This window comes from Amycolatopsis sp. NPDC098790 (genome assembly GCF_044759945.1).
Lineage (GTDB): Bacteria > Actinomycetota > Actinomycetes > Mycobacteriales > Pseudonocardiaceae > Amycolatopsis.
In genome coordinates, this window is the sequence record NZ_JBIWAI010000001.1 from 2,822,072 (window position 1) to 2,842,404 (window position 20,333).

Genomic DNA, 20,333 nt, shown 5'->3' on the forward strand with positions numbered 1-20,333 from the left:
AAAGGACATTCGGATGGACCCCTCGGAGTTTGCCAGGGTTCGCCGCTGCGGTGAGGGGCGCCTCCGCCGAATTGGCGACCTAGGTGAAGCAGCGGATCGCCGAGCCGGCGCTGGCGTGCGAGTCGGTGCGGCGGGCGCGGCGGCTGGTCGAGACGGTCGCCCGGTATCTGCTGCGCTGGACTAGCCCAGCGACGCCGTTCGGCTTGTTCGCCGGCGTGGCGCCCCTGGACATCCGTGCCCGCGCGTCGGTCAGCTGGAGCGGCACGCATCGGACGGTGTTGCGGCCGGACGGTGCGTTTGTGGACGAGCAGGTCAAGCGCATCGAACGGCCGGAGGTGCTGCGGACCGTCGACGTGGTCACCAACAGCATCGGATTCGCCCGCGGCTGTTCGTGGATCTTGCCGGGCGCCGGCGCCGAAGACGGTGCAGCTACCGACGATCACCTGTGGGACATTGAGATCGACCTAACCCGGCCGGTGCGCCTGGCCGTGGAGACCGCTCGGCGACCGATTCCGTTCATCGACTTGGCGGTAGTTCGCCAGGCCCTGCACGACTTCGTGGCGTCGGACGGCGCCCGGCCCGATGGACTGACCTGTCAGACTTTGTGACCGGCCTGCTTCGGCGCGGGTAGCCGCACCGACGGGGACCGCACCCGGCCGAGAAAGCGGACCAGCGCGAATGTCCGCGGATTTCGGCTCGACGAGCCCGCACGCGTCACTGGCCATGACTTTCCCAGTTCCCTTGTGGCAGCGCGGATGCGGGTCTCGCCTACCGCGCGCTGTCGTCCGCGGTTGCGTTGGTCACGTGTCCAGGAGGCAGGTAGTCGTCGGCGCGACGCCGTCGTCTGGACACGGCAGGCGTGTTGGCAGGTCAACGTCTGCTGGGCCCTTTGCTGCCGTAAGAGGTTCGCGTCATGCGGGAAGTTCGTGGCGAAGTTCGGTGGCGACGGCGCGGCAGTGGCGCCAGTTGGCGAGGTGGTCGTCGACCTGGGTGGTCTCGCGCTTGTTGAGCGCTCCGCGGGTCCACGCGCCGAGCCTTTCGATCGACAGTCGGCACGCGTCTGAGCGTCGGGCGTCTTCGGCGACGTGCGCCTGGAGGTACGCCTGCCGCAGACCTTCCCGGGCCCGGTACGCCAAGGCGGAAACCGCGTTCGGTGACATGTGCATGCCTGCCGCGACCGACGCCGTCGTCAGTCCCCGGATTTCGGTGCGCCACAGTACTTCCTGCCAGCGGCAGGGCAGGCGAGCGAAGGCAAGTGCGGCCAGGGTGCGCTCGAGGCGGGCTACAGGGGTGTCCTGGAACGGTTGGGTGATCACGTGGGGAACGTCGCCGTCGATCGCGGTGGCCTCGACGCTGTCGGTGAGCACGAGCCTGCGGGCGCGGCGGGTTTCGGTGTAGGCGATGTGCCGCAGCGCCGTGAACAGGTAGGCGCGGAACGAGCGGGTGGGGCCGCCGCCGCCGTAGATGATCTTGAGGGTCTTCGCGAACGCCTCGGCGACCAGGTCGTCAGCCTCCAGGCTGGATGTGGTCAGCTGGCGGGCGTGGGCCCGGGCGGCGGTGTGATGGCGCTCGAACAGCACGCCGTAGTCCTCGGTGTGGCCGGCGCGGACGCGCGCGAGCAGCTCGGCGTCGTCGAGTTTCGCGACAGGGCGGCACCGGAAGGGAGCGCGGAATCCGGGACGGTTCTGCTGGGTCGGAGCTTCGGCTGAGGCATCGGCGGTCAATACGGCGCTGGACACGGCTGACTCCCCTGTGGCGTGGTAAAAGACATGACTGCGCGGATCCGTCCGGGCGAACACCCAGAGTTAGTACTAGTACTTTGAGGATGACATGCCTCTACCTGCGGCGCAATAGTCCTAGTACAATTGAGGCTTGCGAAAGGGGCGGTACGGGTGGCCGAGACGCCGGCATACACGGCGATCGCGCAGGAGCTGCGCAACGGCATCGTCGACGGCACGTACCCGCCCGGGAGCACGCTGCCCACCCTGACTGACCTCACCCAGCGCTACGGGGTGTCGAAGCAGACGGTGCAGAACGCCATTCGGGTACTGGCCGAGGAAGGCTTGGCCGAGCCGGTACGTCGACGCGGCACGGTCGTGCGGGCTGCGCCGGCGCGGGAGCTGATCGTGCGTGAGCGCAGAATCTTCCGTGACGAGCGCGGCTACTTCTTCGACCTGACGGCGCAGAGCTGGGACGCGGTCGAGAAGCCGACGGTGCGATCCGCGCTGCCGCCGACCGATCTCGCCGGCCTGCTGGAGACCGAGCACGGGCAGGCTGTCGTCGTCCGCGACCGGGTGATGGGCGATGCCCAGACGGGCGAGGCCCACCACGTGTCCCTCAGCTACTTGCCGCCGTGGCTGGTCGACGAGCTCCCCGTTCTCGGCGCCGCCGACACCGGCCCAGGCGGAATTTACGACCGAATGGAAGATCACGGTCTCGGCCCCCTGGCGTGGGAGGAGCGTCTCGGCGCACGCCCGCCCTCGGCGCGCGAGCGCGCACTGTGGACGCTGGCACCCGGCACGCCGGTGCTGCGGCTGCTGCGGATCACGCGCAGTGACGCGGGGCGGGTGTGTGAGGTCAACGAGATGGTGTTGCGTGCCGACCGCTACGAGATCGGCTATCCGCTGCAGCGCGCGACGACCGAGCCTCCCGGCCGCTGACCCCTTGGCAGTCGCGCCTGCGCGCAGCGACCACCTGCGCGGAACAGGACACGTCGCGCCGCCGGCGACCGGCTGATCACGGGCGTTGCCCCGAGAGGGTGATAAACGAACCCGGGCGCGCATTGAGGGGCCCTGGATCGTCTTGTTGGGTATGAACGTGTTCCGAATCCTCCCCGAACACCGCGAGCCGGAGGTCGGCGACCTTGAGGCGCGCCTGAGGGACCTGCGGGACGCGATGTTGCGGGCGTCGCGCGCGCGGCACGACCCGGCGGCGCAGAAGAATTTCTTGAAGACCTTGTTCGCCGACGCCGGGGTCTCGCCTTCCTGCTCACAGCGGTCGTCGAGGCCCGTGACGTGCCGAGCTAGGACGTCGGCAGGTCACGTCTACGGAGTTGTCGAGTGCCGACCGGAACACGGAGGTGTGGCAGCCCGTCTCCGCGATGGTCGGCTGTGGAGCCGCGACCGGGGTGTGGCTGGTCGGCGATCTGGCGCTGGTCGTGGAGACGGGAACGGCCCACGACGGGGATGGCGTCGTGGGCCGTTGGTCTGGCGGCGCTGGTCAGCTGGTGGGCTGGTGGACGATCATGCGGCTGGCGTCGACGGTGGACGGGATGATGCCGAGGTCGTGCAGGGTGTCCGGCACCCGTTGCAGGCGGCGGGCGTCGAGCTGCGCGCCGTAGCCGGGGAGTTCCATCAGCTTCGCGGTGGTTTCGCTGACTTTGGCGTACTTGACGATCAGGCGTTCGAGCAGACCGCGGTCGTCGCGGACGGCGGCGGTGCCCCGGATCAGTGCGCGTTGGAACGCGGCAATCGTCTTGGGGTTGGCCTGCGCCCACGTGGCGGTGGTGGCGTAGCCGGTGAGCGGGAAGTCCAGGGTGGAGCCGCTGCCGATGTCGACGATCGGGATGGCGCCGACCGTGTTGGCGGCGTCGGTGACGAACGGCTCGGGCATGTACGCGGCGTCGACTTTGCCCTGCTGCAGCGCGGCGGCCATGTTCGGCAGCGGCACCGGAACCCATGTGACCGTGGACCTGTCGAGGCCGCGGTCGCGCATCACCGACTGCGTCAGGACGTCGGAGGCGGCGTTCTTGCTGGTGTATGCGATCCGCTTGCCGGGCAGGTCTTCGACGTGTTTCACCGGCGAGGTGGGAACGGTGACGATCTTGTTGCTCTTCGGGGTGGCCGTGGTGGCGTCGGCGACCAGCCGGAAGTCGGCGCCGCCCTCGGACTGAGCTACGAACAGCAATGTCCAGGTGGTCAGGGCGATGTTGGCGTCGCCGGCGATGACCTTCGTCATGGTCTTGGCGCCGGAGTCCGCGATGTCGATCTTGACGTTGAGGCCCTCGGCGGCGAAGTAGCCGGCGTCCTGGGCGGCCCAGAGCGGGGCGAGGTCGACGGTGCTGATGATCGAGACTGTGAGTCCGGAGGTCTCCAGCTGGCTGCCCGCTACAGCGGTGGGCTTGTCCCCACCGAGAGCGCTGCAGCTGGAGGTCAGGGCCAGCGCGGCCGCCACGGCCGTGGTGAGGGCGGTACGTTTGGCGTTGCGCACGCGTGTGCTCCTTCGAGGGTGGCGGGGAGGGGGAGGCGGTGATCAGGCATGGGCGCGCGGCCTGGTGCTGAAGTCGGCGTGGAAGGCGTCGTCGTCGTCGACGACGACGAGCAGCCGGCCGGAGGCGTGGACGATCCAGTCCCCGGCACCGAGCGTCAGTTCGGGCTCGGGCTGGCGGGGTTGCCGGATGGTCGCGGTGTCGCCGTCGACGGCGATCGCGGTGGGTGTACGGAGGACGGCTTGGGCGTCGAGCTGTTCGACCCAGCCGCGGATGACCTCGAGCACGGCGGGGCTGGTGTTGCGGGCCGCTTCGACCAGCTGCCCGGCCTTGAGGCCGCCGTCCGCGCGGACGGTCCAGTAGAGGTCGATTTCGCTCATCAGGGGACCTCCGGCGAGGTCGAGGCGGCGCGGACGTCGCCGATGGTGGTTGCGGTGAGGGCCTGGCCGACGAGGGCAACGACGAGCGCGAACAAGCTCCAGGTCCAGGTGCCGGTGGCGGTTTCGAGCAGGCCGAGGCCGAGGGCGAGGACGCCGGCGAGGGCGTAGCCGATGCCCTGCACGACCGACGACAGCGCGGCGGTGGTGTCCGGGTCGCCCGCGGTGCGGCGGTTGAGGTCGACCAGGGCGAGCGCGAGCGCGCCGAGGCCGACGCCGAGCAGCCCGGTCCAGAGCCACGTGACGCTGGCGGGGCTGATCATCAGCCCGGTGACCCCGGCGATGCTGGATCCAGCGAACCCGACGGCGAGCGGAGTGTGCGGGACGCGGCGGGCGAGGAACGGGACCGCGAGGGACACCGGAACGCCCAGCACCATGACCGCGGCGAAGTGGTGCCCGGCCGCAGCCGGGGTGAGACCGGCGGCGTGCAGGATCGTCGGCAGCCGACCCATCAACAGGAACGTCACCGCCGACAACAATCCGAAGTGGACAGTCAGGGTGGCGATGGTGCCGCGCGGGGTCAGCGCCCGAGGGCTGACGCGCACCGCCGGGACGGCCCCGGCTGGGACGGACAGGTGGCGACTGCTGCCCTGCCAGGCGAGGAGACCGACCGCCGCGAGCAGCGCCCAGCAACCAAGCCCGAGCTGCCACGCCACCCCGGTCGGCGTCAGCAGCGCCCCGACCGCGGACCCGGCGCCGAGGCAGGCGGTGTAGCAGGCCGCGGAGCCGGGGGTGGCCGTGCTGACGATGACCGGCAACAGCGCGCCGAGGACCGCGATCGCCAGGCACGCCGCGGTGGTGCCGGCGACGATCGTGATGTCGCCGGGCAGGGTCCGTGCGATCAGCGAGACGGCGAGGACGCCGAGGGCGCTGGACACCACGGCGCGGATCCCGAACCGGGCCCGCAGCCGCCACGCCGTCACTCCTCCGAGTGCGAACGCCCAGGTCGGTAGCGCCACCAGCGTGGCGGCCAGGGCTGGGGACAGGCCGGCCGCGGTCTCGATGTGGCTCAGCAGCGTTCCCATGCTGGTGACGGCGGGCCTGAGGTTGAGCGCGAGGACGGCGACGGTGAGGCCGGCGGCGACCGGACTGACGATCGCGGCGCGGGGGACGTGAGCGGTGATCACGCCACACCGCCGGGGTCCTCCACCGGCAGGCTGGCCAGCCGTATCCGGGTCGGACACGGCACGGGCTTGGCGCACTCGCGGCACCAGTCACCCATCGGCGAGTGCGCGTTCCACTCGGCGGAGAAGGCGTCGATGAGGGACCGCAGGGCGCGGGGACCTTCGACAAGGAGGTCGACGAGGTCGCGTCCGTCGAGGACTGCGACGACACGACCGTGACCGATGAGGCGGACACCGGGCCGCACCTCGATGCCGGCGCGCGTGGAGTCCGTGGCTACAGCCAGCGGGCCGCGGCGCTCGACCCGGACGCTGAGGTCGAGCCAGTCACTCAGCAACGCGGGTGTAGCGGCAGGTGGTGAAGGTGTCACCTGATCGAATGTAGGTTATCTTCGACATTTTGTGCAAGATATTCGACAAAGTCGGGGATGATCGGCCGTCCCGGTAAGGTCCTCGGGCGATGAACCAGCGCGACGACGGCCCGCCCGATCACAAGCTCGAGCAACACCTCGCGGCGACCGGCTTGCGCCTGCGGGCTGCCCGCCGACGGGCGGATCTGACCCAGATCGAGCTTGCTGCGCTCAGCGGGGTGGATCGGGGCAACATCAGCAGGGCGGAGCACGGGGGCAACATTTCCCTGGAGACCCTGTGGCGCCTCGCCATCGCGCTGAACATGCACGCCGCTGATCTGCTGGATGACCGCCTGCGCAGCAACGGCTAACTCAACCGGGCGGCGGCAGGGTGCAGCGTGGTCGGCTGCTGTAGGCCGCGAACGGCCCGGCCATCGTCAGGGATTCGCCGAGGGCGGTGGCGTGGTGCGGGGATTCGGGCAGCAGGCGGGAGTCGGAGCGGCCCTTGAGCAGCGCGGCTGCGTTGGCGTCGGTCTCTCCGTGCCGGATGAACATCAGGCGGGCGGTCATGACCGGCTCCAATCCGCAGTGAGGATGACCTTGAGCCGGTCTGCGGCGGGCCGGTCGTAGAGCCGGTAGGCCGAGGCTGCGTCGGTGATCGCGAGGTGGTGGGTCAGCAGCAGACCCAGTTTGTCCACGTGACGGCGTGGGTGGTGAGCAGTCCGATCGGCCCGAGCCCCAGCAAGATCACGCGGCGCCCGGTGAGGTCGGCGCCGAGCTTGCCGGCGGCGTACAGGACGGTGGCGATCGTGGTTGCTGCCAGACGGTCGCGTCGAGACCAGGTTCGTAGAGGCCGAAATGTCGTCCGTGATCCTCGACGAGCTGCTATAGCTCGTTCTGGGTCGGGCCTCCGACACCAACCGCGGCGATAACGGTGAGCCCAAACCGGTTGAACGGGTAGGCAGTCAGGGTGAGCTTCTCCGGCCTTCTGACGGAGTGTGTTCCTTTGCCGGGCTCAGCGCAGACGAGCCACCAGTCCGAGCCAGGTTTCGGCCTCGGCGCGGTCGGCGTGGAGGGGCAGGACGCGGTCGAGTTGCAGCAGTTTGATCGGGCGGATCACCGCGCGCTGGGTCGCGATGATCGCGCAGGGGATCCCGCGGGCGTGGGCGTTGGTGGCGGCTTCGAGCAGGGCGGACAGGCCGCCGGAGGAGCAGAAGCCGACCCCTTCGAGGTCGATGATCAGCGCGGAGGGTCGTGACTTCAGCTCGACGTCCAGCCGGTCTCGCAGGCCCGGTGTGGTGGCCAGGTCGAGATCGCCGGAGACCGTCACCGTCGCAGCGTCCGCTGTGGTGGTCACGGTGATGTGTGTGCGTGCGCGGTGACCCGTCTCGATGTCGCGGTGGTCGCTGATGGTGACGATGCCGGGCATAGGTGACCTCTCGTCGATGCGGGAGACTTGCGCTCCGTGCCTCCCGCGCTGCCGGCTTGCCGGTGGGCAGGCCGAACCGGGTTCGGGGGCGGCTGGTGGTCTCAACCGCTGCGTCGCGAGCCTTGACGGTGCGCGCGACGCTGCGGCCCGGAGCGAGGTGCCGTCCGGGCCAACCTCATACTGCCCACCGGCTCGGGAACTCAATCAGTCCTGGCGTGCCGGTCGAAGGCCGAGCCCAGTACACGCCGCCGGACCTCGGCAAGGACCGTGTCGGTGGTGTCCGCATTCAGGTCATGGTGTTCGGTCCGGCTGCCGGCCGCGACCACGACGGTCGCGACGTCGTGAAGCTTGACGTTGGTGCGCTGGGAGACTTCACGCAGCGCCGCGAAGGCTGCTGCAGCCGAGCAGCCGCGCACCAGCATCACCATCCCTTTGGCCTGCTCGATGATCGGCTGGGTCTCCAGGGCGTCCCGCAATTGGCCGACCTCGTCGGCGGTGCTCTCCGGCGATCTCCACGTCACCTGCTTATTTCACAACATCCAACCCGTCGACGCACCACAGCGTAGCGAATATGGATCGATTTGCCGTGGTGTTCAGGGTCTGCGGAGGGCGGAACGTTGAGCAAGCGATACCCGGACTGCTCCACTAAGCGGCGGGTATGCGGCTCGTGGTGGCCGGGCGAGTTGAGAATCCAGCCCGTCTGTGCACTCCCTCCGCCCCTCGGCTCTGAATACGAGTCGGATCCCCGTGCGGCAGGGGGCTCGGTAACGACGAGGTGCTTGGCGACGCTGTAGTCAGCAGACGACGTCGGCGAGAACGGGGTGCACTGGATGAGCACGACGCACGCTGATGTCGCCGGGCGCGGCGCTGTCGGGGAACCGGCAGCGGGATTCACCGTCACCGGCCCGCTCGCCGCGGTCGTGACGCTGACCGCCCGCGGGCCCCTCGACGCGGCCGCGGTCGATCGTTTCACGACCGCGGCCGACGCCGCGTTGCAGCGCGCAGCTGGTGAGGCCGGCTGCGTGGTCGTCGACCTGACGGCGGTCACGTACCTGGCGATGGAGGCGCTCCGGCAGCTGGTCATCTTCGCCCGGGCGTGCCGGCTGGCCGACGTGCAGCTGCGGATGTTTGCCTCCCCGGTGGCCCGGAGGAAGATCGTACTGGCGGGGCTCGAGGAGTCGCTGCCGCTGGAGGGTGGGCGTGATGACGGCGGCCTGCTGCGATGACCGTCGTAGCCCAACACCGCCCCGACGGTGTGAGGCGGTCATCCCGGCGGGCCGCCGTCCGTCCCCGAGACCCCGTCCCGAGTACTGGAGACGTACCCAGTCCAGGAGGGTGCTCAATCGTTCCCGGCACGACTTTCGCCGGCAGGCGAGCTGGATTTGACCGTCACCGATCAGCTCGCCGGGCTGCTCCGACGAAGCGCGGCGGCGACCGCCGGCGTGCCGGTGACCGACCCGAGGGCCGCGGTGGCCCACGACGTCGGCGTGTTGCGCGCCGAGACCCGTCTGGACGGGGTCACCGTGTCCGGCCTCGTCTACGACGTCACTACTGGTCTCGTCCACCCCGCCGCCCGGCAGGAAGAACGGACTCGTGGATGATCTTCGGTGCTCCACGCCACGCGAGGTCAGGCTGCGGTGATGCCGACTCCTCCATGGCTGAGGCTCATCGCCACACCGCCCGGGCGCAGCTGGGGCCCGTCGGGCCACCACTCCTGCACCGGGCCCAAACCGGGATCGAGGACGTCGTAGCCGTCGAACAGCCGATGCAGCTCGGAGACGGTGCGGCACCGGACGCGCCGACCGGCATGGGCGTGCCATACCTGCTCGACCGACCGCGCCACGCCGCGGTCCTGGGCCGGCCGGACCCAGCCGCTGAGCGCCAGCACCGATCCGGGTGCCAGCAGGGTGCGGTATCCGGCCAGTGCCGCGCCGAGGCGGTGGTCGTCGAGTTCGTGTTGGACGCCGCGGGTCATCAGCACCGCGACCGGGCGGCGCGGATCCAAGACTGACCACAGCTGTTCGCTGTCGAGCAGCCGGTGCGGATCGAGGTGATCGCCGCACACGATGTGGGTGGCGTCGTTGTCCTCCAGCAGCGCCCGGCCGTAGCTGAGCAGCAGCGGGTGGGTGTTGGTGTAGACGACGGTGGCGTCGCGGTTGTGGCGTTGGGCGATCTGGTGGGTGTTCTCGCGGGCGTGGGGCAGGCCGGCGGCGAGATCGAGGAACTGGTCGATGCCGCTGGTGGCGAGGTGGCGCACGACCCGGACGTGCCAGGCGCGGGTGGCGCGCAGCAGCTCGGTGAAACCCGGCGCGGTCTGCTCCAGGGCGGCCAGTGCTTCGCGGTCGAGCTGGTAGTTGTCGGTGCCGCCGTGCGCGGCGTTGTGGATCCGCGCCGGAGAGGCGACCGGCAGCCGCCACGTCCGGGCGGTGAACAGGCCAGGCGGCGTTGCGAGTGTCATGCCGAGAACCTCCGGCATCTCGGAAAATGCAGTTCGCGCAGGCAGGCAGCCTAGCAACTTCGGTAACGTCTGTGACCACTTCACTGGTGACACGAAAGAATGGTTCACTGGGCCTCGGTTTTCACTGGCAGTGGTTTCGAGGGGCAGGTGAAGGGTGAGTGCCCGGATGCGTGCGGCCATCTGGGTGTAAAATCTGTTACCGAGCGTCGCACCGGTCGGTACCGTGACAGAAATGGGCTACCGCTCGGCGTCTCACTGCGACTGTGCGGAGCCGACCGTTACGGTGGGCGAGTAAAATTTCGGCGCAGGGTGCGCCGTCGACGTGGTCGACCGCAGCTTTGACGGTCGCGGCCAATGTGGTGTCGACATCCGGTTCGGCCTGCAGTGCAGGGGTGATTTCTCCGAGCGCCTCGGTCAAGTTCTTGTTCTTCGGTGAGTGCGGGACGCGATGGATCATCCTTCCCTTCTGTTCCGGTGACCTATGAGAGCCTTCGCGTCGAGCGGGCGATGAACCAATCGTCGGAATTCGCTGAGTACCCGGCGCAACACCGTGGATACAACGGGGTAAGTGGCACGGAGATTCAGGAACGCGACTTCGGTGTCGTGGCTCCGAAGCGGACGGGCACTCGAATGGGGCATATGCTCTGCGGTCAAAGGCTTGGCATGGCCACACGATGGTGGGTCGCATCCCAAGTCGCAGTCGGTTCATCAGTATCTTTTGATCGCACGGAGCGGAGAACACACCTCGCCGCCGCTTTGGCCATCAAGACTGCATATTTCGAGGAGAATTCATGCTGAAAAAGGTTGGTTTCGTCGTGGCCACGATGGCCGCGGGCGCGTTTCTGGCCGGCGGTGTCGCCGCCGCCGACACGCCCGACGGACACAGCCACCACTACGGTCACCACCACGGTGGCTACGACTACAGCGGCCAGGTCGGACTGCTGAACCTCAACAACACCGACCTGCTGCACAACGTCAACGTCACCCCGGGCATCTGCGGCAACAACGTCAACGTGCTCGGTGTGCAGGTCCCGATCCAGCACTCGCTCAACGGCATCGGCGTGCCGATCCTCTCGCCGGGTGCCAACGAGGCCGACGGTGCGAACCCGTACAACTGCGCCTCGGGTGCCGTTGCCGACGGCGGAACGAGCCAGGGCAACTGAGTTTCCGCGCCGCGGCCGCCCGTTGTGTGTGCGGAAGCCGGCTCGCGGCGCGGACCCGGTGTCGCGAACGAGCGTCGTAGGGCGTGCCCGGAACAGGGAGCGAGCTGCACACTCCGGTTCCCCGTTCTGGGCACGCCGCGACCTCGTGTGACGCCGGCACGGGTGGGACCGGCCACGCACCTGGTGACGTGCGCCGGTCCCATCTCCTGTGAGACTGAATCGGTATATTCGCAGAAGATTCCTCCCATTCCCGGCCGGTAGCTCACATTCACCGCGGCAATCACCAGTTCCGCCACCGCACGTGCAGCGCGACACTGGACAACGCTGGCGTGCGGCGCCTGCCGCGCGCCGACGATCCGCTAGCCCTGTCAGCAAAAGCGCCGCGGGCGAAGTCCGCTCGTCGTCGGCAAAGCTCGTTTCACGCGCTCGGCGGCGAGGTGGGCGGACTCGCCCGCGGCTGCGCCGGGTTCGTTCGAGGCGTCGTCCATCCGAGCACCATCTCGCCTTCTGCCGTCGTTGCGGTAGCAGCCGGGAGCGAACGGCCGAACCCGATCATGACCTCGTCGAGCCTCTGCGAGCCGTCTCGCGGTACGAGTCTTCCGACCACTGCCGCGGGCAGCAGATGCCACGGGACCTCATGCCGGCTCACGCGACACTTGACGGCTCAAGAGTGCGCAGGACCGTAGCCGCGCAGCTTGACCACGAAGATCGGTAACCCGGTAAGAACCGGGTCAGCCCGACGGCGTCCAAGCACCATCCGCGAGGACTCGGTCAAACAGCGGCTGTCCGGCGACCGGCGGTGCACTGCACGCCCTGAGCGGGCGCATGGATCGGTGTTAGTGGGCCGTCGTCGACCAACGCGGAGTCCCGATCCGGCGAACCACTCGCGGTCAGCAGCGTGGCACGCCCAAGAGGCACCGATGGTGTCCGGCGAAGACGTGGCCGTACTCGACCGTGAATTCCCCACTCGTTCGGTGCTGTAACAGTGGATTCAGCGGACTCGACCCTATTGAGGCGTGATCTTTCGCCCAGCCTCCGGTTGAAAAAGCCGAGCGGAGGAGGACTTTCGTCTTCCCGGAGGTTGCCATGGCATCAGACGTGACAGTGTTCGATCTCGGCTGGCTGAGCAGAGCCACCACCGTCCGGGTCAACCTGGACGTCATGGCGAACGTCCGGCTGATGACGAAAGCCAACATCGACGCATACACGAAAAGAATCGCTTACCGCATGATCGGCGGAGTCGCGACAATACGGCCATTCGACATCACCATCCCAGTCGATGGGCATTGGTACGTCGCTGTCGACACCGAAGGCTTGACAGCGAGTCGCTTCCAAGCCGAGGTCACGATCGTCGCGTGAGCCACTCGCCTTGCGACCACCTGCAGCAATGCGCGTTTGGTGTGTCCGACACGGGAAGTGTCGGTTGGTCGAGGCCGCGGCCTCTGAGCCGCGCGGGTTATCGATGGGGTGATCACCGAGTTTGCGAGGGTGCGTTTCCCGGGCACGCGATGGCATCATGGACGTGCTCAGCGTCGAGTGTCCGGGTCTTCCGCCGACACCACCGAGAGGGCTGCCGCCGAGTGATCAAGATTTGTCAGGGCCGTGACGGGAACGGCGCCAGGCGCATCGTCTTCAGTTTGCCCGCCGACGAGCCGCCCGGTCGGGTCAGCGTCGTCGGCTCATTCAACAACTGGGCTCCTGGCCAGCACCACCTCGAACCCCGGACCACGGGGCGCCGCTCCGCCAGTGTGGAGGTCGCCGCCGGGGTGGCGGTCCAGTTTCGCTACCTCGGCGAGAACGGCCACTGGTTCGACGATCCCGATGATCCGGACGTGCTTGACCGGGTCAGCGACCCCGGCGCGACGCGGCCGTGACGGTGGAGTCCGTCTCGGTGCCGTAGCGTGCCGACCCCGGAGACGGTGAACGTCACCAACCAGATGACCGTGCCGCGCGGGCCGCTGCAGTCCAGCGCTGACGGATTCCGTCCAATGCCGGCGCGACGACCGAACGGCCACCGGGTCCGACCCGACGGTCGGCGGCACGCCGGTGACCCACACCGAGGAGATCGAGAAGCGCGAGCAGGACGTTCTCGGACGGGCCGCCGGGCACGTGACCAGCAGTGATCGAGGGCAACGGTAGTTCGTCGTCGCGACTTGGGAAGCGAGAGCCGATTGGTTCGGTCAGCGTAGTCGGGTCAGGAGCGACAGCCAGGCTTCGGCGTCGACGCGATCGCGGTGCAGCGGCAGCACGTGGTCCAGTTCCAGCATGCGGATCGGGCGCAGCACGGCGTGCTGACCGGTGATGATCGCGACTGGAACATCGGCGGCGTGGGCGGTGGTGACGAGATCGAGCAACACCGACAGCCCGTCGGCTGAGCAGAATCCGACATCAGCGAAGTCGATGAGCAACGATGCGGGACGCTGGCGCAGGGCTTGGTGCAGCTGGTCATGCAGCTCGGCGGTCACAGTCAGATCGACATCGCCGCTGACCGCGATGGTGGTGTGGTCCGACGTCGGTACCGTCCGGATGTGGGTGCGCTGGCCAAGAGTGAGGGCGCATGCGCCCGTGCAGTTGGCAACGGAGTAGAACATGGTGTCCCTCCTCGTCCAACGGGTGGAAGGCCGAGGTATCGCGTCGGCTGTCTCACCACCGCCGGCCTGCCGAAGGCAGGCGTGGCCACGGGTTTCGGCGGCTGCTGCGTTGAATCGCGCGAGGCTCGCACTCCGTGACTGCAAGCAGGCCGCCAGAGACGTCATCGCTGGTTGTCCGCCTACCGCATCGCGGCGCGGCACCGGACATGATGGGAAGTGCCCAACTGCAGCACCACTCAATCGGGGGCGCGACACGCCACCAAGAGGACAGAGGCATCCATCGCGCCGCGGAACACCCCAAATGCGATCGCCATAACGACCTCGCAAGGTGCCTGGCCGCAAAGGAAGGGGCTCGGCCACCGAGGGGGGAGGGGATGGCCGAGCCACCGGATACCCTAGCCGACAACCGATGCGGGAACGACGCTCGTCCGGTGGCTTCGCTCGGACGGCGGCACGCGCCTGCCACAATCCACCCCAGCTTGTCGTTGCCGAACGTCCGCACGAGCCCGGGTACGCATCAGTCATCGGTTGCGCATCGATAGATCGGAACTCGACGTCGCGCAACGGTGCGGTCACCGGGCGAGTATGCCGGAGTCCGATTGGAGGTCGGTCCCGCCGGCCCTCTCTTCTGGAGCCGGCGAGACCTCGGCCGGGAACATCCCGCTGGAGTTCCCGGCCGTGTCCTGCCATTACCCGGCAGCTGAAGAGCCAAACACGACTTTTCGATCTCTGCGGGCGGGGCTGTAGGGTTCTGCTGACCCCGTTGAAAGGCCAGCGGTTGTCTTCCCCCAACACCGCTGGCGAGGCCGTCCCGGGCGCTCGCCGTCCAGGGACGGAGGCGCCCGCTGTGGCAGCCGACAACGACGACCTCGCCCACCGGCTCGACGAGCTCGGCGCCACCATCGCCGAACTGTCCGGACTTTTCGACCACACGCCGGACACCGACGACGTCCTGACCACCGTGTGCGCCGAGGCGGTACGGCTGGTGCCCGACGCCGACATGGCCAGCATCACCACCCTCACCGACGGCCGTGCGACCACCGCGGCCAGCACCGACGAGCGAGCCGTCCTGCTGGACCGCACCCAGTACAGCACCGGGGAAGGGCCCTGCCTCGACGCCGCCCGGATCGAGGACGTCGTGCGCGTCACCATCGCCGAAGCCGGCGGACGCTGGCCCGACTTCGTTCGAGAAGCCAAAGAACATGGCGTCGGCAGCTTCCTGGCCGCACCGCTGCAGGTCGAGGACGGCGCACGCGGCGCGCTGAACCTGTTCGGGTTCGGAACGCACGGCTATCAGCAGTTCGACGCGACCACCTTGCGCCTGTACATCTTGAGCGTCGAGTCGGCCCTGCGGACCGACCGCCGCTACCGGCAGGCCCACACCCTCGCCGAGAACCTGCATGCCGCGATGCGCCACCGCAGCGTGATCGAGCAAGCCAAGGGCATGCTCATGCTCATCCACAAGATTGACGAGAAGGCCGCGATGCAACGGCTGATCACCCAGTCGCAGAACACCAACGTCAAACTCCGTGACGTCGCCGCCGACTTCGTGCACCGGGTCATCACCGAGCAATCCTCGAGGCTGCAGCCTGGAACCTGATCGCCCACGCGGAGGCGAAACGGCAGGGCAAGGCTGCCCCGCCGTTCTTCGCGGACGAGGTCGCTGCACGTCCCGGCTTGCGCATCGCACTGGCGTGAGATTGCATTTCTCCGTGGCGGAAGGACGACGGTGACGGAGATCGACGACGCGGACTGGCTCCCGGCCGAAGTGGACCGGGCCACGCCCTCGGTCGCGCGGATCTATGACTACCTGCTCGGCGGCGCGCACAACCTGGCCGCCGACCGCACCGTGGCCGAGCGGCTCAGCGCCATCCAGCCACAGGTCGCACAGGTCGCTCGACGCAACCGCGCGTTCCTGCGCCGCGCGGTGCGGTTCATGCTCGAGGCCGGCGTCCGCCAGTTCCTCGACCTCGGCTCCGGCATCCCGACCGTCGGCAACGTCCACGAAGTCGCCCAAGACATCGACCCGGAGGCCCGTGTCGTCTACGTCGACTACGAACTGGTCGCGGTCACCCACAGCCAGTTGCTGCTGGCCGACAACCCGCATGCCGACGTGGTGCAAGCCGACGTCACCCAACCCCACGACGTGCTGGGCTCCGAGCCGGTCTGTTCGCTGCTGGACCTGTCCCAGCCGGTCGGGCTGCTCGCGGTCGCCCTGGGGCACTACCTGCCCCCGGCTGCGGACGTCCCAGCCGTGTTCGCCACCTACCGCGACGCGCTCGCCCCCGGCAGCCACCTGGCTATCACGCACCTGACCAACGACTTCGCCGTGCTCGCCGACCCGCGGGTCGCTGAAACCATGCGTTCCACCCAAGACCACATCTTTCCTCGCACCCGCACCGAAGTCCTGGCGCTGTTCGACGGATTCGACCTGGTCGAACCGGGGCTCACGACGAGCGCGAACTGGCGCCCGGACCGGGTGAGCGCCGTGGTCGATCCGCACGACGACGGCCTGTACGCCGGCGTCGGCGTCCTCACCTGACGCGCAACCCTGTCGATCAGGCGCGTGGTGCTGCGCGGTCGCCGGTTGGTGGCGCGGCCCCTGCGTTCGCGCTCCTAGGTCGGATGGCTGTCGGTGTAGGAGCGGCTCCATTGCACGGCGGCGTGCCACGCGGCGATGAGTGCTTCGTCGTCGGCGTAGTCCGGGGCCGTTCCCAGCGGTATCCAGGTTTGCTCGACGACGTCGTCGTTTTCGACACGTTCGATGGTGATGCCGGGGTAGCTGAGCGCGTCTCGCGGGTTGCACGCGGCATCGGAGATCGTGCGGTGCTCCAGGCGTAGCCGTACCTGTCGTTCGCTGGTCATCGTCCACACTTCCCGTCGGGTTCGACGATGGTGTCGCGTGCCTGCCCTGTTCTTTCCCAGCGTGCGCGGTCGCTGCTGCCGGTGCAGCACTCGTTCGGGTGGTGTTACGCAGTTCGCCGGATGAGCTCACGTGTGGTGGGGAGACTCGGGGGCGGAGAAGCAGGGGGTGTGGGTGTGGTGTTGGAGCCGACTCCGGAGATGGGGACCTGGTCGGTGGAGGTGTTCCTCGACAGCGCATGTTTCCGCAGCGTGGCACCAGCCGACTGTGTCCACCGTGGCGGGACCGCTCCTGCTGGTGGAGCAGCGGCGAACGATGCCGAGCTGCCGGTGGTTGATCCGGAGCGGGCGCCGGGTGGTGTCACGATCCCGGTCGCGGATGTGGCGTCGGTCGTCGCGGCGTTGGATCAGGTGCTGGGCGAGCCGCTGTATTTCGACCACGTCCAGCACGGCGATCTGGATCTGGGGTGCTGGCGTGAACCGGTGGTGGAGCATGGTTGGCTTCACGTACCGGGCCCGGCGTGCACGCCAGCTGCCGGTGGATCGAGGCGAGCTACAGCCACCTCGCCGAGTTGCGGTATCACCTCGCGGATTTCATGAACCGCAGCTGCCCCGACGAGCGCAGCTAGCCGCGGCCCAGAGGGCCCGGTGGCCGGGTGGCTATGCCGGTTTGACCAGTGGGGCGCGTTTCTCGGGCAGGGGGAGCAGGAGGTCGCCGTGGTCGCCGACGCGGTCGAGGACGTCGTCGGCGGTGAACACCAGCTGGCTGGCGTGCCGGCACGTTTCCACTTCGTCCCACCTCAGCGGAGTCGACACGGTGGGGTGGTCGCGGCCGCGCAACGAGTATGGGGCGACGGTGGTTTTGGCGGGGTTGTTCTGCGACCAGTCGATGAACACGCGGTTGGTGCGCTGGGTCTTCGCCATCACGGCGGTGACCGAGTCGGGTGTTTCCCGGGCGAGGCGTTGCGCGAGCTTCTTGGCGTAGGCAGACGGCGCGGCGGGATCGTCGGTGTCGATCGCGGCGTAAAGCTGCATACCCTTCGAGCCAGAAGTTTTCGCGAACGGAGTCAGCCCGTCGTCGCACAGGACCTCGCGCAGCCGCTCGGCAACCCGGCAGCAGTGCACGATCGACGTGCCGGGGCCGGGATCGAGGTCGAACACCAGCAGATCCGGTGGCAGCCGGTGACCGTCGGCATCGACGCGCCATTGCGGGACGTGCAGTTCGAGGGCGGCCATGTTCGCCGCCCACACCAGGGCGGCGAGTTCGTCGAGCAGGGCGTACTCGATCTCGCCGTCGCCGCGGCCGGAGCGGCTGCCGGTACTGGGCAGCCGGACCGTGGGCAGCCAGTCGGGGGCGCCGTTGGGGACGTTCTTCTCGAAGAACTGCTGCCCGCCGACACCGTCGGGAAACCGGATGAACGTCACCGGCCGGCCCGCCAGCTGCGGCAGCAGAATCTCGGCGATGCGGGAGTAGTAGTTGATCACCTCGCCCTTGGTGAACCCGTCCGGGTAGAGCGGCTTGTCCAGATTGGACAAGGTGAGGCGCCGTTTCCCTGCCTGCACGGGAATCTTCTTCCCGATCGGCGGCGTCGGCGCAGCCGACGCTTTCGCGGCCGAGGCGGTGGACGAGCGCTTCCGCGCGGCGTTCGTCCGGCTGGTGGTAGGAGCCGGTGTGGCCTCGGCGGCGACGCGTTCGCGGACGCGCGGGGCGCGCACCTCGTCGGGTGCACGGTCGTCGCGCAGGCCACGCCAGGCGGTGTGGCGCAGCCGTCCGGCGCCGCGGGTGAACTGGCGATAGACGACCTCGCCGACCAGCTCGGGCCTGACCCAGTGGGCGCGGGCGGTGTCCTCCCGCGGCGGTGTGGCCGCGAACGGGTGCTTGCGCTGCTCGAGCTGTTCAAGCTGAGCCAGCAGGCGGGCGCGCTCGGCTTCGCTGAAGCCGGTGCCGACGTCACCGATGTAGACCAGGTCGCCGGTATCGGGGTCGTGGCCACCGAGCAGCAGCCCACCGAGGTTGCCTGACAGCCGGTTCTGCCCCGGCCGCCACCCGCAGATGATCACCTCGGTGGTCTGGATCAAGGCGTGCTTGCACCAGTAGTCCGGGCGCTTGCCCGGCACGTACGGGGCGCTCAAGCGCTTGGCGACGAGCCCTTCATGTCCGGTGGCGGCGACATGGTCGAGCAGATCCCGAGGGGTGCGGCGATCGGCGGCCAGATCGGTGAAGGTGAACTGCCGGACGACCGAGATCCGGTACGGGTCGGGCATCTCCAGGCCGGCCAGCAAGCCGCGTCGTTCTTCGTAGGGCTGACGCAGCAGCGATGTGCTGCCGAGTTGTAGCAGGTCGAAGGCGAGGAACCGGATCGGAACGTCGTCAAAGGGCTGGTCGCGCCGCGGAGAGCTGCGGTGGGTCTGGTAGCGGCCGCGGCGTTCCTGCAGCAGCCCGAAGTCGATCTGCCCGGCGTCGTTGTAGACGACGATCTCGCCGTCGAGCACCGCGGCCTGGCCGTCGAGTGCGGGGGCGAGGATGCCGGCGAGGTCGGCGAACTCGTGTGTGAAGTCGATCCCGTTGCGGCTGGTGAGCAAGGTGGTGCCGTCCGGGGCGATCTGCATGCACGCCCGGTAGCCGTCCAGCTTGTACTCGTATGCCCACTCGGCACCAGCTCGTAGCTGGCCGCCGTCGGGCTTGGCCAGCATCGGCGTGACCCAGTCGGGCACGTCAGAGGAGGCACGCGCAGCCATGGCCGGCCTCCCGAGGTCGAGGGATCGTCGCCTGGCTCGACGGTAACCCGACTGGCCCAATTGTGCCGTGTTTGCGCTGGTCAACACCCTGATCGGTGACAGTAGGTATGAGGTTGAGCGCTCTACGCTGCAGCTCGCTGCCCGTCGCCGACGGTCCTGGCTGATCGCCGAAAAGAAACAGCTCCTCCACGATGTCGAACGCTGTCGCTCGTTGAGGGCGAACTTGGATTGACAGCCCGAACCTGCCGGCCGTCCACAACCGCGAGGGCCGGTGTGGACAACCCTGTGGATAGGTTGCCTTGCTCGCTGACCTGGTCGCCCAATGCATGGTCTTCGGTCGAGCCGGGCGGCCAGGTCGTCCAGTTAATTTGCCGACGACGCATCCCGAACCCGAGGCGCGGTGCGGCGGCCAATCAGATCGACACGCACGAAACGATGCGGAACCGAAGTGTGGCATCGAGCGAAAAATTTCGCCCAATGCCACACCCCGTCGGCGATCCAGCTCCTCAGGGGTGCCGACTGCGACAACCACGAAGTTTCCAGGCTCTTGGTCGCCGAGTCCAGGGATCGGCGGGCACCCCTGAAGATCGTGTTGCACTGCAACAACAGGAGCCTATCCCACCGACATAGCTTGACCGGCGGCAAGCGCTCGCGCGTTTGGGGAGATGCCTGTGCTATGGACCGCACTTGCTAGAACGGGGATCATGCTGGCCTGGTGACCACAACCCGCAGGTCAGGTTAAGAAAGAGGTAACGGCGGCGAGCGAGCCGTAGGCCAGTGGCCGTCGCTGCGGATGACAGTCCGACCGCCGAGTTGCTGACGCCGATGGCACTCTGGACGCCATCTGCTCGTCCACGGGGCCGCCCGTCTTCGACGGCCTACACGTCACGCCGCTCGCGCTCGGGCGACCCACTCGTGGATGGTGTCGGCGAGCAGGTCGGGAACGTCGTACATGGCGAGGTGCCCGGCGCCCGGG

24 protein-coding genes are annotated in these 20,333 nt (G+C 68.5%); 11 read left to right on the plus strand and 13 right to left on the minus strand.

The features are described from left to right. The first annotated feature begins 83 nt into the window (after positions 1-83). Positions 84-608: a lantibiotic dehydratase gene (locus tag ACIQWX_RS14035; RefSeq protein ID WP_400869274.1), complete on the plus strand. Its 525-nt coding sequence runs from the start codon at positions 84-86 to the stop codon at positions 606-608. A 303-nt stretch (positions 609-911) separates the two neighbouring features. Here ACIQWX_RS14035 and ACIQWX_RS14040 read toward each other — a convergent pair whose 3' ends face one another. Next, entirely contained in the window at positions 912-1,799 is an 888-nt protein-coding gene (locus tag ACIQWX_RS14040; RefSeq protein WP_400869276.1) for an RNA polymerase sigma factor, read from the minus strand. 93 nt (positions 1,800-1,892) lie between these two features. Here ACIQWX_RS14040 and ACIQWX_RS14045 point away from each other — a divergent pair, with 93 nt between their 5' ends. Beyond that, a complete protein-coding gene (locus ACIQWX_RS14045; protein ID WP_400869278.1) occupies positions 1,893-2,660 on the plus strand; it encodes a GntR family transcriptional regulator in 768 nt (255 codons plus the stop codon). A gap of 559 nt (positions 2,661-3,219) precedes the next feature. Here ACIQWX_RS14045 and ACIQWX_RS14050 read toward each other — a convergent pair. From ACIQWX_RS14050 to ACIQWX_RS14065, 4 genes are read right to left on the minus strand one after another with little or no spacing between them, the layout of a single operon-like run. Continuing rightward, a complete protein-coding gene (locus tag ACIQWX_RS14050; RefSeq protein WP_400869280.1) occupies positions 3,220-4,209 on the minus strand; it encodes an ABC transporter substrate-binding protein in 990 nt (329 codons plus the stop codon). 42 nt (positions 4,210-4,251) lie between these two features. Then, positions 4,252-4,587 carry a hypothetical protein gene (locus ACIQWX_RS14055; protein ID WP_400869282.1) on the minus strand — a complete coding sequence of 112 codons (336 nt, stop codon included), beginning with the start codon at positions 4,585-4,587 and terminating at the stop codon, positions 4,252-4,254. Continuing rightward, on the minus strand, positions 4,587-5,771 hold the full coding sequence (locus ACIQWX_RS14060) for an MFS transporter (RefSeq protein WP_400869284.1): 1,185 nt from the start codon (positions 5,769-5,771) through the stop codon (positions 4,587-4,589). The genes ACIQWX_RS14055 and ACIQWX_RS14060 overlap by 1 nt, the downstream gene beginning before the upstream one ends. Continuing rightward, entirely contained in the window at positions 5,768-6,136 is a 369-nt protein-coding gene (locus ACIQWX_RS14065) for a hypothetical protein (protein ID WP_400869286.1), read from the minus strand. Before ACIQWX_RS14065 ends, ACIQWX_RS14060 begins: the two co-directional genes overlap by 4 nt. 89 nt (positions 6,137-6,225) lie before the next feature. On the opposite strand from ACIQWX_RS14065, the gene ACIQWX_RS14070 reads away from it, so the two are divergent. Further along, positions 6,226-6,486, plus strand: coding sequence for a helix-turn-helix domain-containing protein (locus ACIQWX_RS14070; protein ID WP_400869288.1), 261 nt, complete (start codon positions 6,226-6,228; stop codon positions 6,484-6,486). 1 nt (position 6,487) lies between these two features. On the opposite strand, the gene ACIQWX_RS14075 is transcribed toward ACIQWX_RS14070, so the two are convergent. The 4 genes from ACIQWX_RS14075 to ACIQWX_RS14090 form a co-directional block, all read right to left on the minus strand. Next, positions 6,488-6,685: a histidine phosphatase family protein gene (locus ACIQWX_RS14075; protein WP_400869290.1), complete on the minus strand. Its 198-nt coding sequence runs from the start codon at positions 6,683-6,685 to the stop codon at positions 6,488-6,490. Next, a complete protein-coding gene (locus tag ACIQWX_RS14080) occupies positions 6,682-6,813 on the minus strand; it encodes a hypothetical protein (protein WP_400869292.1) in 132 nt (43 codons plus the stop codon). The genes ACIQWX_RS14075 and ACIQWX_RS14080 overlap by 4 nt, the downstream gene beginning before the upstream one ends. A 317-nt stretch (positions 6,814-7,130) precedes the next feature. After that, positions 7,131-7,472 carry an STAS domain-containing protein gene (locus ACIQWX_RS14085; RefSeq protein WP_400869294.1) on the minus strand — a complete coding sequence of 114 codons (342 nt, stop codon included), beginning with the start codon at positions 7,470-7,472 and terminating at the stop codon, positions 7,131-7,133. Between the two features lie 272 nt (positions 7,473-7,744). Then, positions 7,745-8,065 (minus strand): ANTAR domain-containing protein, encoded by a 321-nt coding sequence (locus tag ACIQWX_RS14090; protein WP_400869296.1) that lies wholly within the window; start codon positions 8,063-8,065, stop codon positions 7,745-7,747. 309 nt (positions 8,066-8,374) lie between these two features. Between ACIQWX_RS14090 and ACIQWX_RS14095 the strand changes: the two genes are divergently transcribed. Both ACIQWX_RS14095 and ACIQWX_RS14100 read left to right on the plus strand, forming a co-directional pair. Continuing rightward, the gene (locus ACIQWX_RS14095; protein WP_400869298.1) at positions 8,375-8,770 is read left to right on the plus strand and encodes an STAS domain-containing protein; all 396 of its coding nucleotides are present in this window, start codon (positions 8,375-8,377) and stop codon (positions 8,768-8,770) included. A gap of 156 nt (positions 8,771-8,926) precedes the next feature. Next, on the plus strand, positions 8,927-9,145 hold the full coding sequence (locus tag ACIQWX_RS14100; protein ID WP_400869300.1) for a hypothetical protein: 219 nt from the start codon (positions 8,927-8,929) through the stop codon (positions 9,143-9,145). Between the two features lie 26 nt (positions 9,146-9,171). Here ACIQWX_RS14100 and ACIQWX_RS14105 read toward each other — a convergent pair whose 3' ends face one another. Next, the gene (locus ACIQWX_RS14105) at positions 9,172-10,002 is read right to left on the minus strand and encodes an SAM-dependent methyltransferase (protein WP_400869302.1); all 831 of its coding nucleotides are present in this window, start codon (positions 10,000-10,002) and stop codon (positions 9,172-9,174) included. A 791-nt stretch (positions 10,003-10,793) separates the two neighbouring features. Here ACIQWX_RS14105 and ACIQWX_RS14110 point away from each other — a divergent pair. The 3 genes from ACIQWX_RS14110 (at position 10,794) to ACIQWX_RS14120 (ending at position 13,039) form a co-directional block, all read left to right on the plus strand. Beyond that, positions 10,794-11,165 (plus strand): hypothetical protein, encoded by a 372-nt coding sequence (locus tag ACIQWX_RS14110; protein ID WP_400869304.1) that lies wholly within the window; start codon positions 10,794-10,796, stop codon positions 11,163-11,165. Between the two features lie 1,086 nt (positions 11,166-12,251). Beyond that, the gene (locus ACIQWX_RS14115; protein WP_400869306.1) at positions 12,252-12,524 is read left to right on the plus strand and encodes a DUF1883 domain-containing protein; all 273 of its coding nucleotides are present in this window, start codon (positions 12,252-12,254) and stop codon (positions 12,522-12,524) included. A 221-nt stretch (positions 12,525-12,745) separates the two neighbouring features. After that, positions 12,746-13,039 carry an isoamylase gene (locus ACIQWX_RS14120; protein ID WP_400869308.1) on the plus strand — a complete coding sequence of 98 codons (294 nt, stop codon included), beginning with the start codon at positions 12,746-12,748 and terminating at the stop codon, positions 13,037-13,039. Positions 13,040-13,345: 306 nt separating this feature from the next. Here the strand turns inward: ACIQWX_RS14120 and ACIQWX_RS14125 are convergent, their stop codons facing one another. After that, a complete protein-coding gene (locus ACIQWX_RS14125) occupies positions 13,346-13,756 on the minus strand; it encodes an STAS domain-containing protein (protein WP_400869310.1) in 411 nt (136 codons plus the stop codon). A gap of 847 nt (positions 13,757-14,603) precedes the next feature. On the opposite strand from ACIQWX_RS14125, the gene ACIQWX_RS14130 reads away from it, so the two are divergent. Next, complete coding sequence (locus tag ACIQWX_RS14130; RefSeq protein WP_400869312.1) at positions 14,604-15,356, plus strand: ANTAR domain-containing response regulator; 753 nt, start codon at positions 14,604-14,606, stop codon at positions 15,354-15,356. Between the two features lie 129 nt (positions 15,357-15,485). Continuing rightward, on the plus strand, positions 15,486-16,298 hold the full coding sequence (locus ACIQWX_RS14135; protein ID WP_400869314.1) for an SAM-dependent methyltransferase: 813 nt from the start codon (positions 15,486-15,488) through the stop codon (positions 16,296-16,298). A 74-nt stretch (positions 16,299-16,372) separates the two neighbouring features. Here the strand turns inward: ACIQWX_RS14135 and ACIQWX_RS14140 are convergent, their stop codons facing one another. Beyond that, on the minus strand, positions 16,373-16,621 hold the full coding sequence (locus ACIQWX_RS14140) for a hypothetical protein (RefSeq protein WP_400869316.1): 249 nt from the start codon (positions 16,619-16,621) through the stop codon (positions 16,373-16,375). Between the two features lie 168 nt (positions 16,622-16,789). Here ACIQWX_RS14140 and ACIQWX_RS14145 point away from each other — a divergent pair, with 168 nt between their 5' ends. Next, positions 16,790-17,218, plus strand: coding sequence for a hypothetical protein (locus ACIQWX_RS14145; protein ID WP_400869318.1), 429 nt, complete (start codon positions 16,790-16,792; stop codon positions 17,216-17,218). A gap of 60 nt (positions 17,219-17,278) precedes the next feature. Here the strand turns inward: ACIQWX_RS14145 and ligD are convergent, their stop codons facing one another. Then, positions 17,279-19,357 carry a DNA ligase D gene (gene ligD / locus ACIQWX_RS14150; protein ID WP_400869320.1) on the minus strand — a complete coding sequence of 693 codons (2,079 nt, stop codon included), beginning with the start codon at positions 19,355-19,357 and terminating at the stop codon, positions 17,279-17,281. Positions 19,358-20,333: the final 976 nt, after the last annotated feature.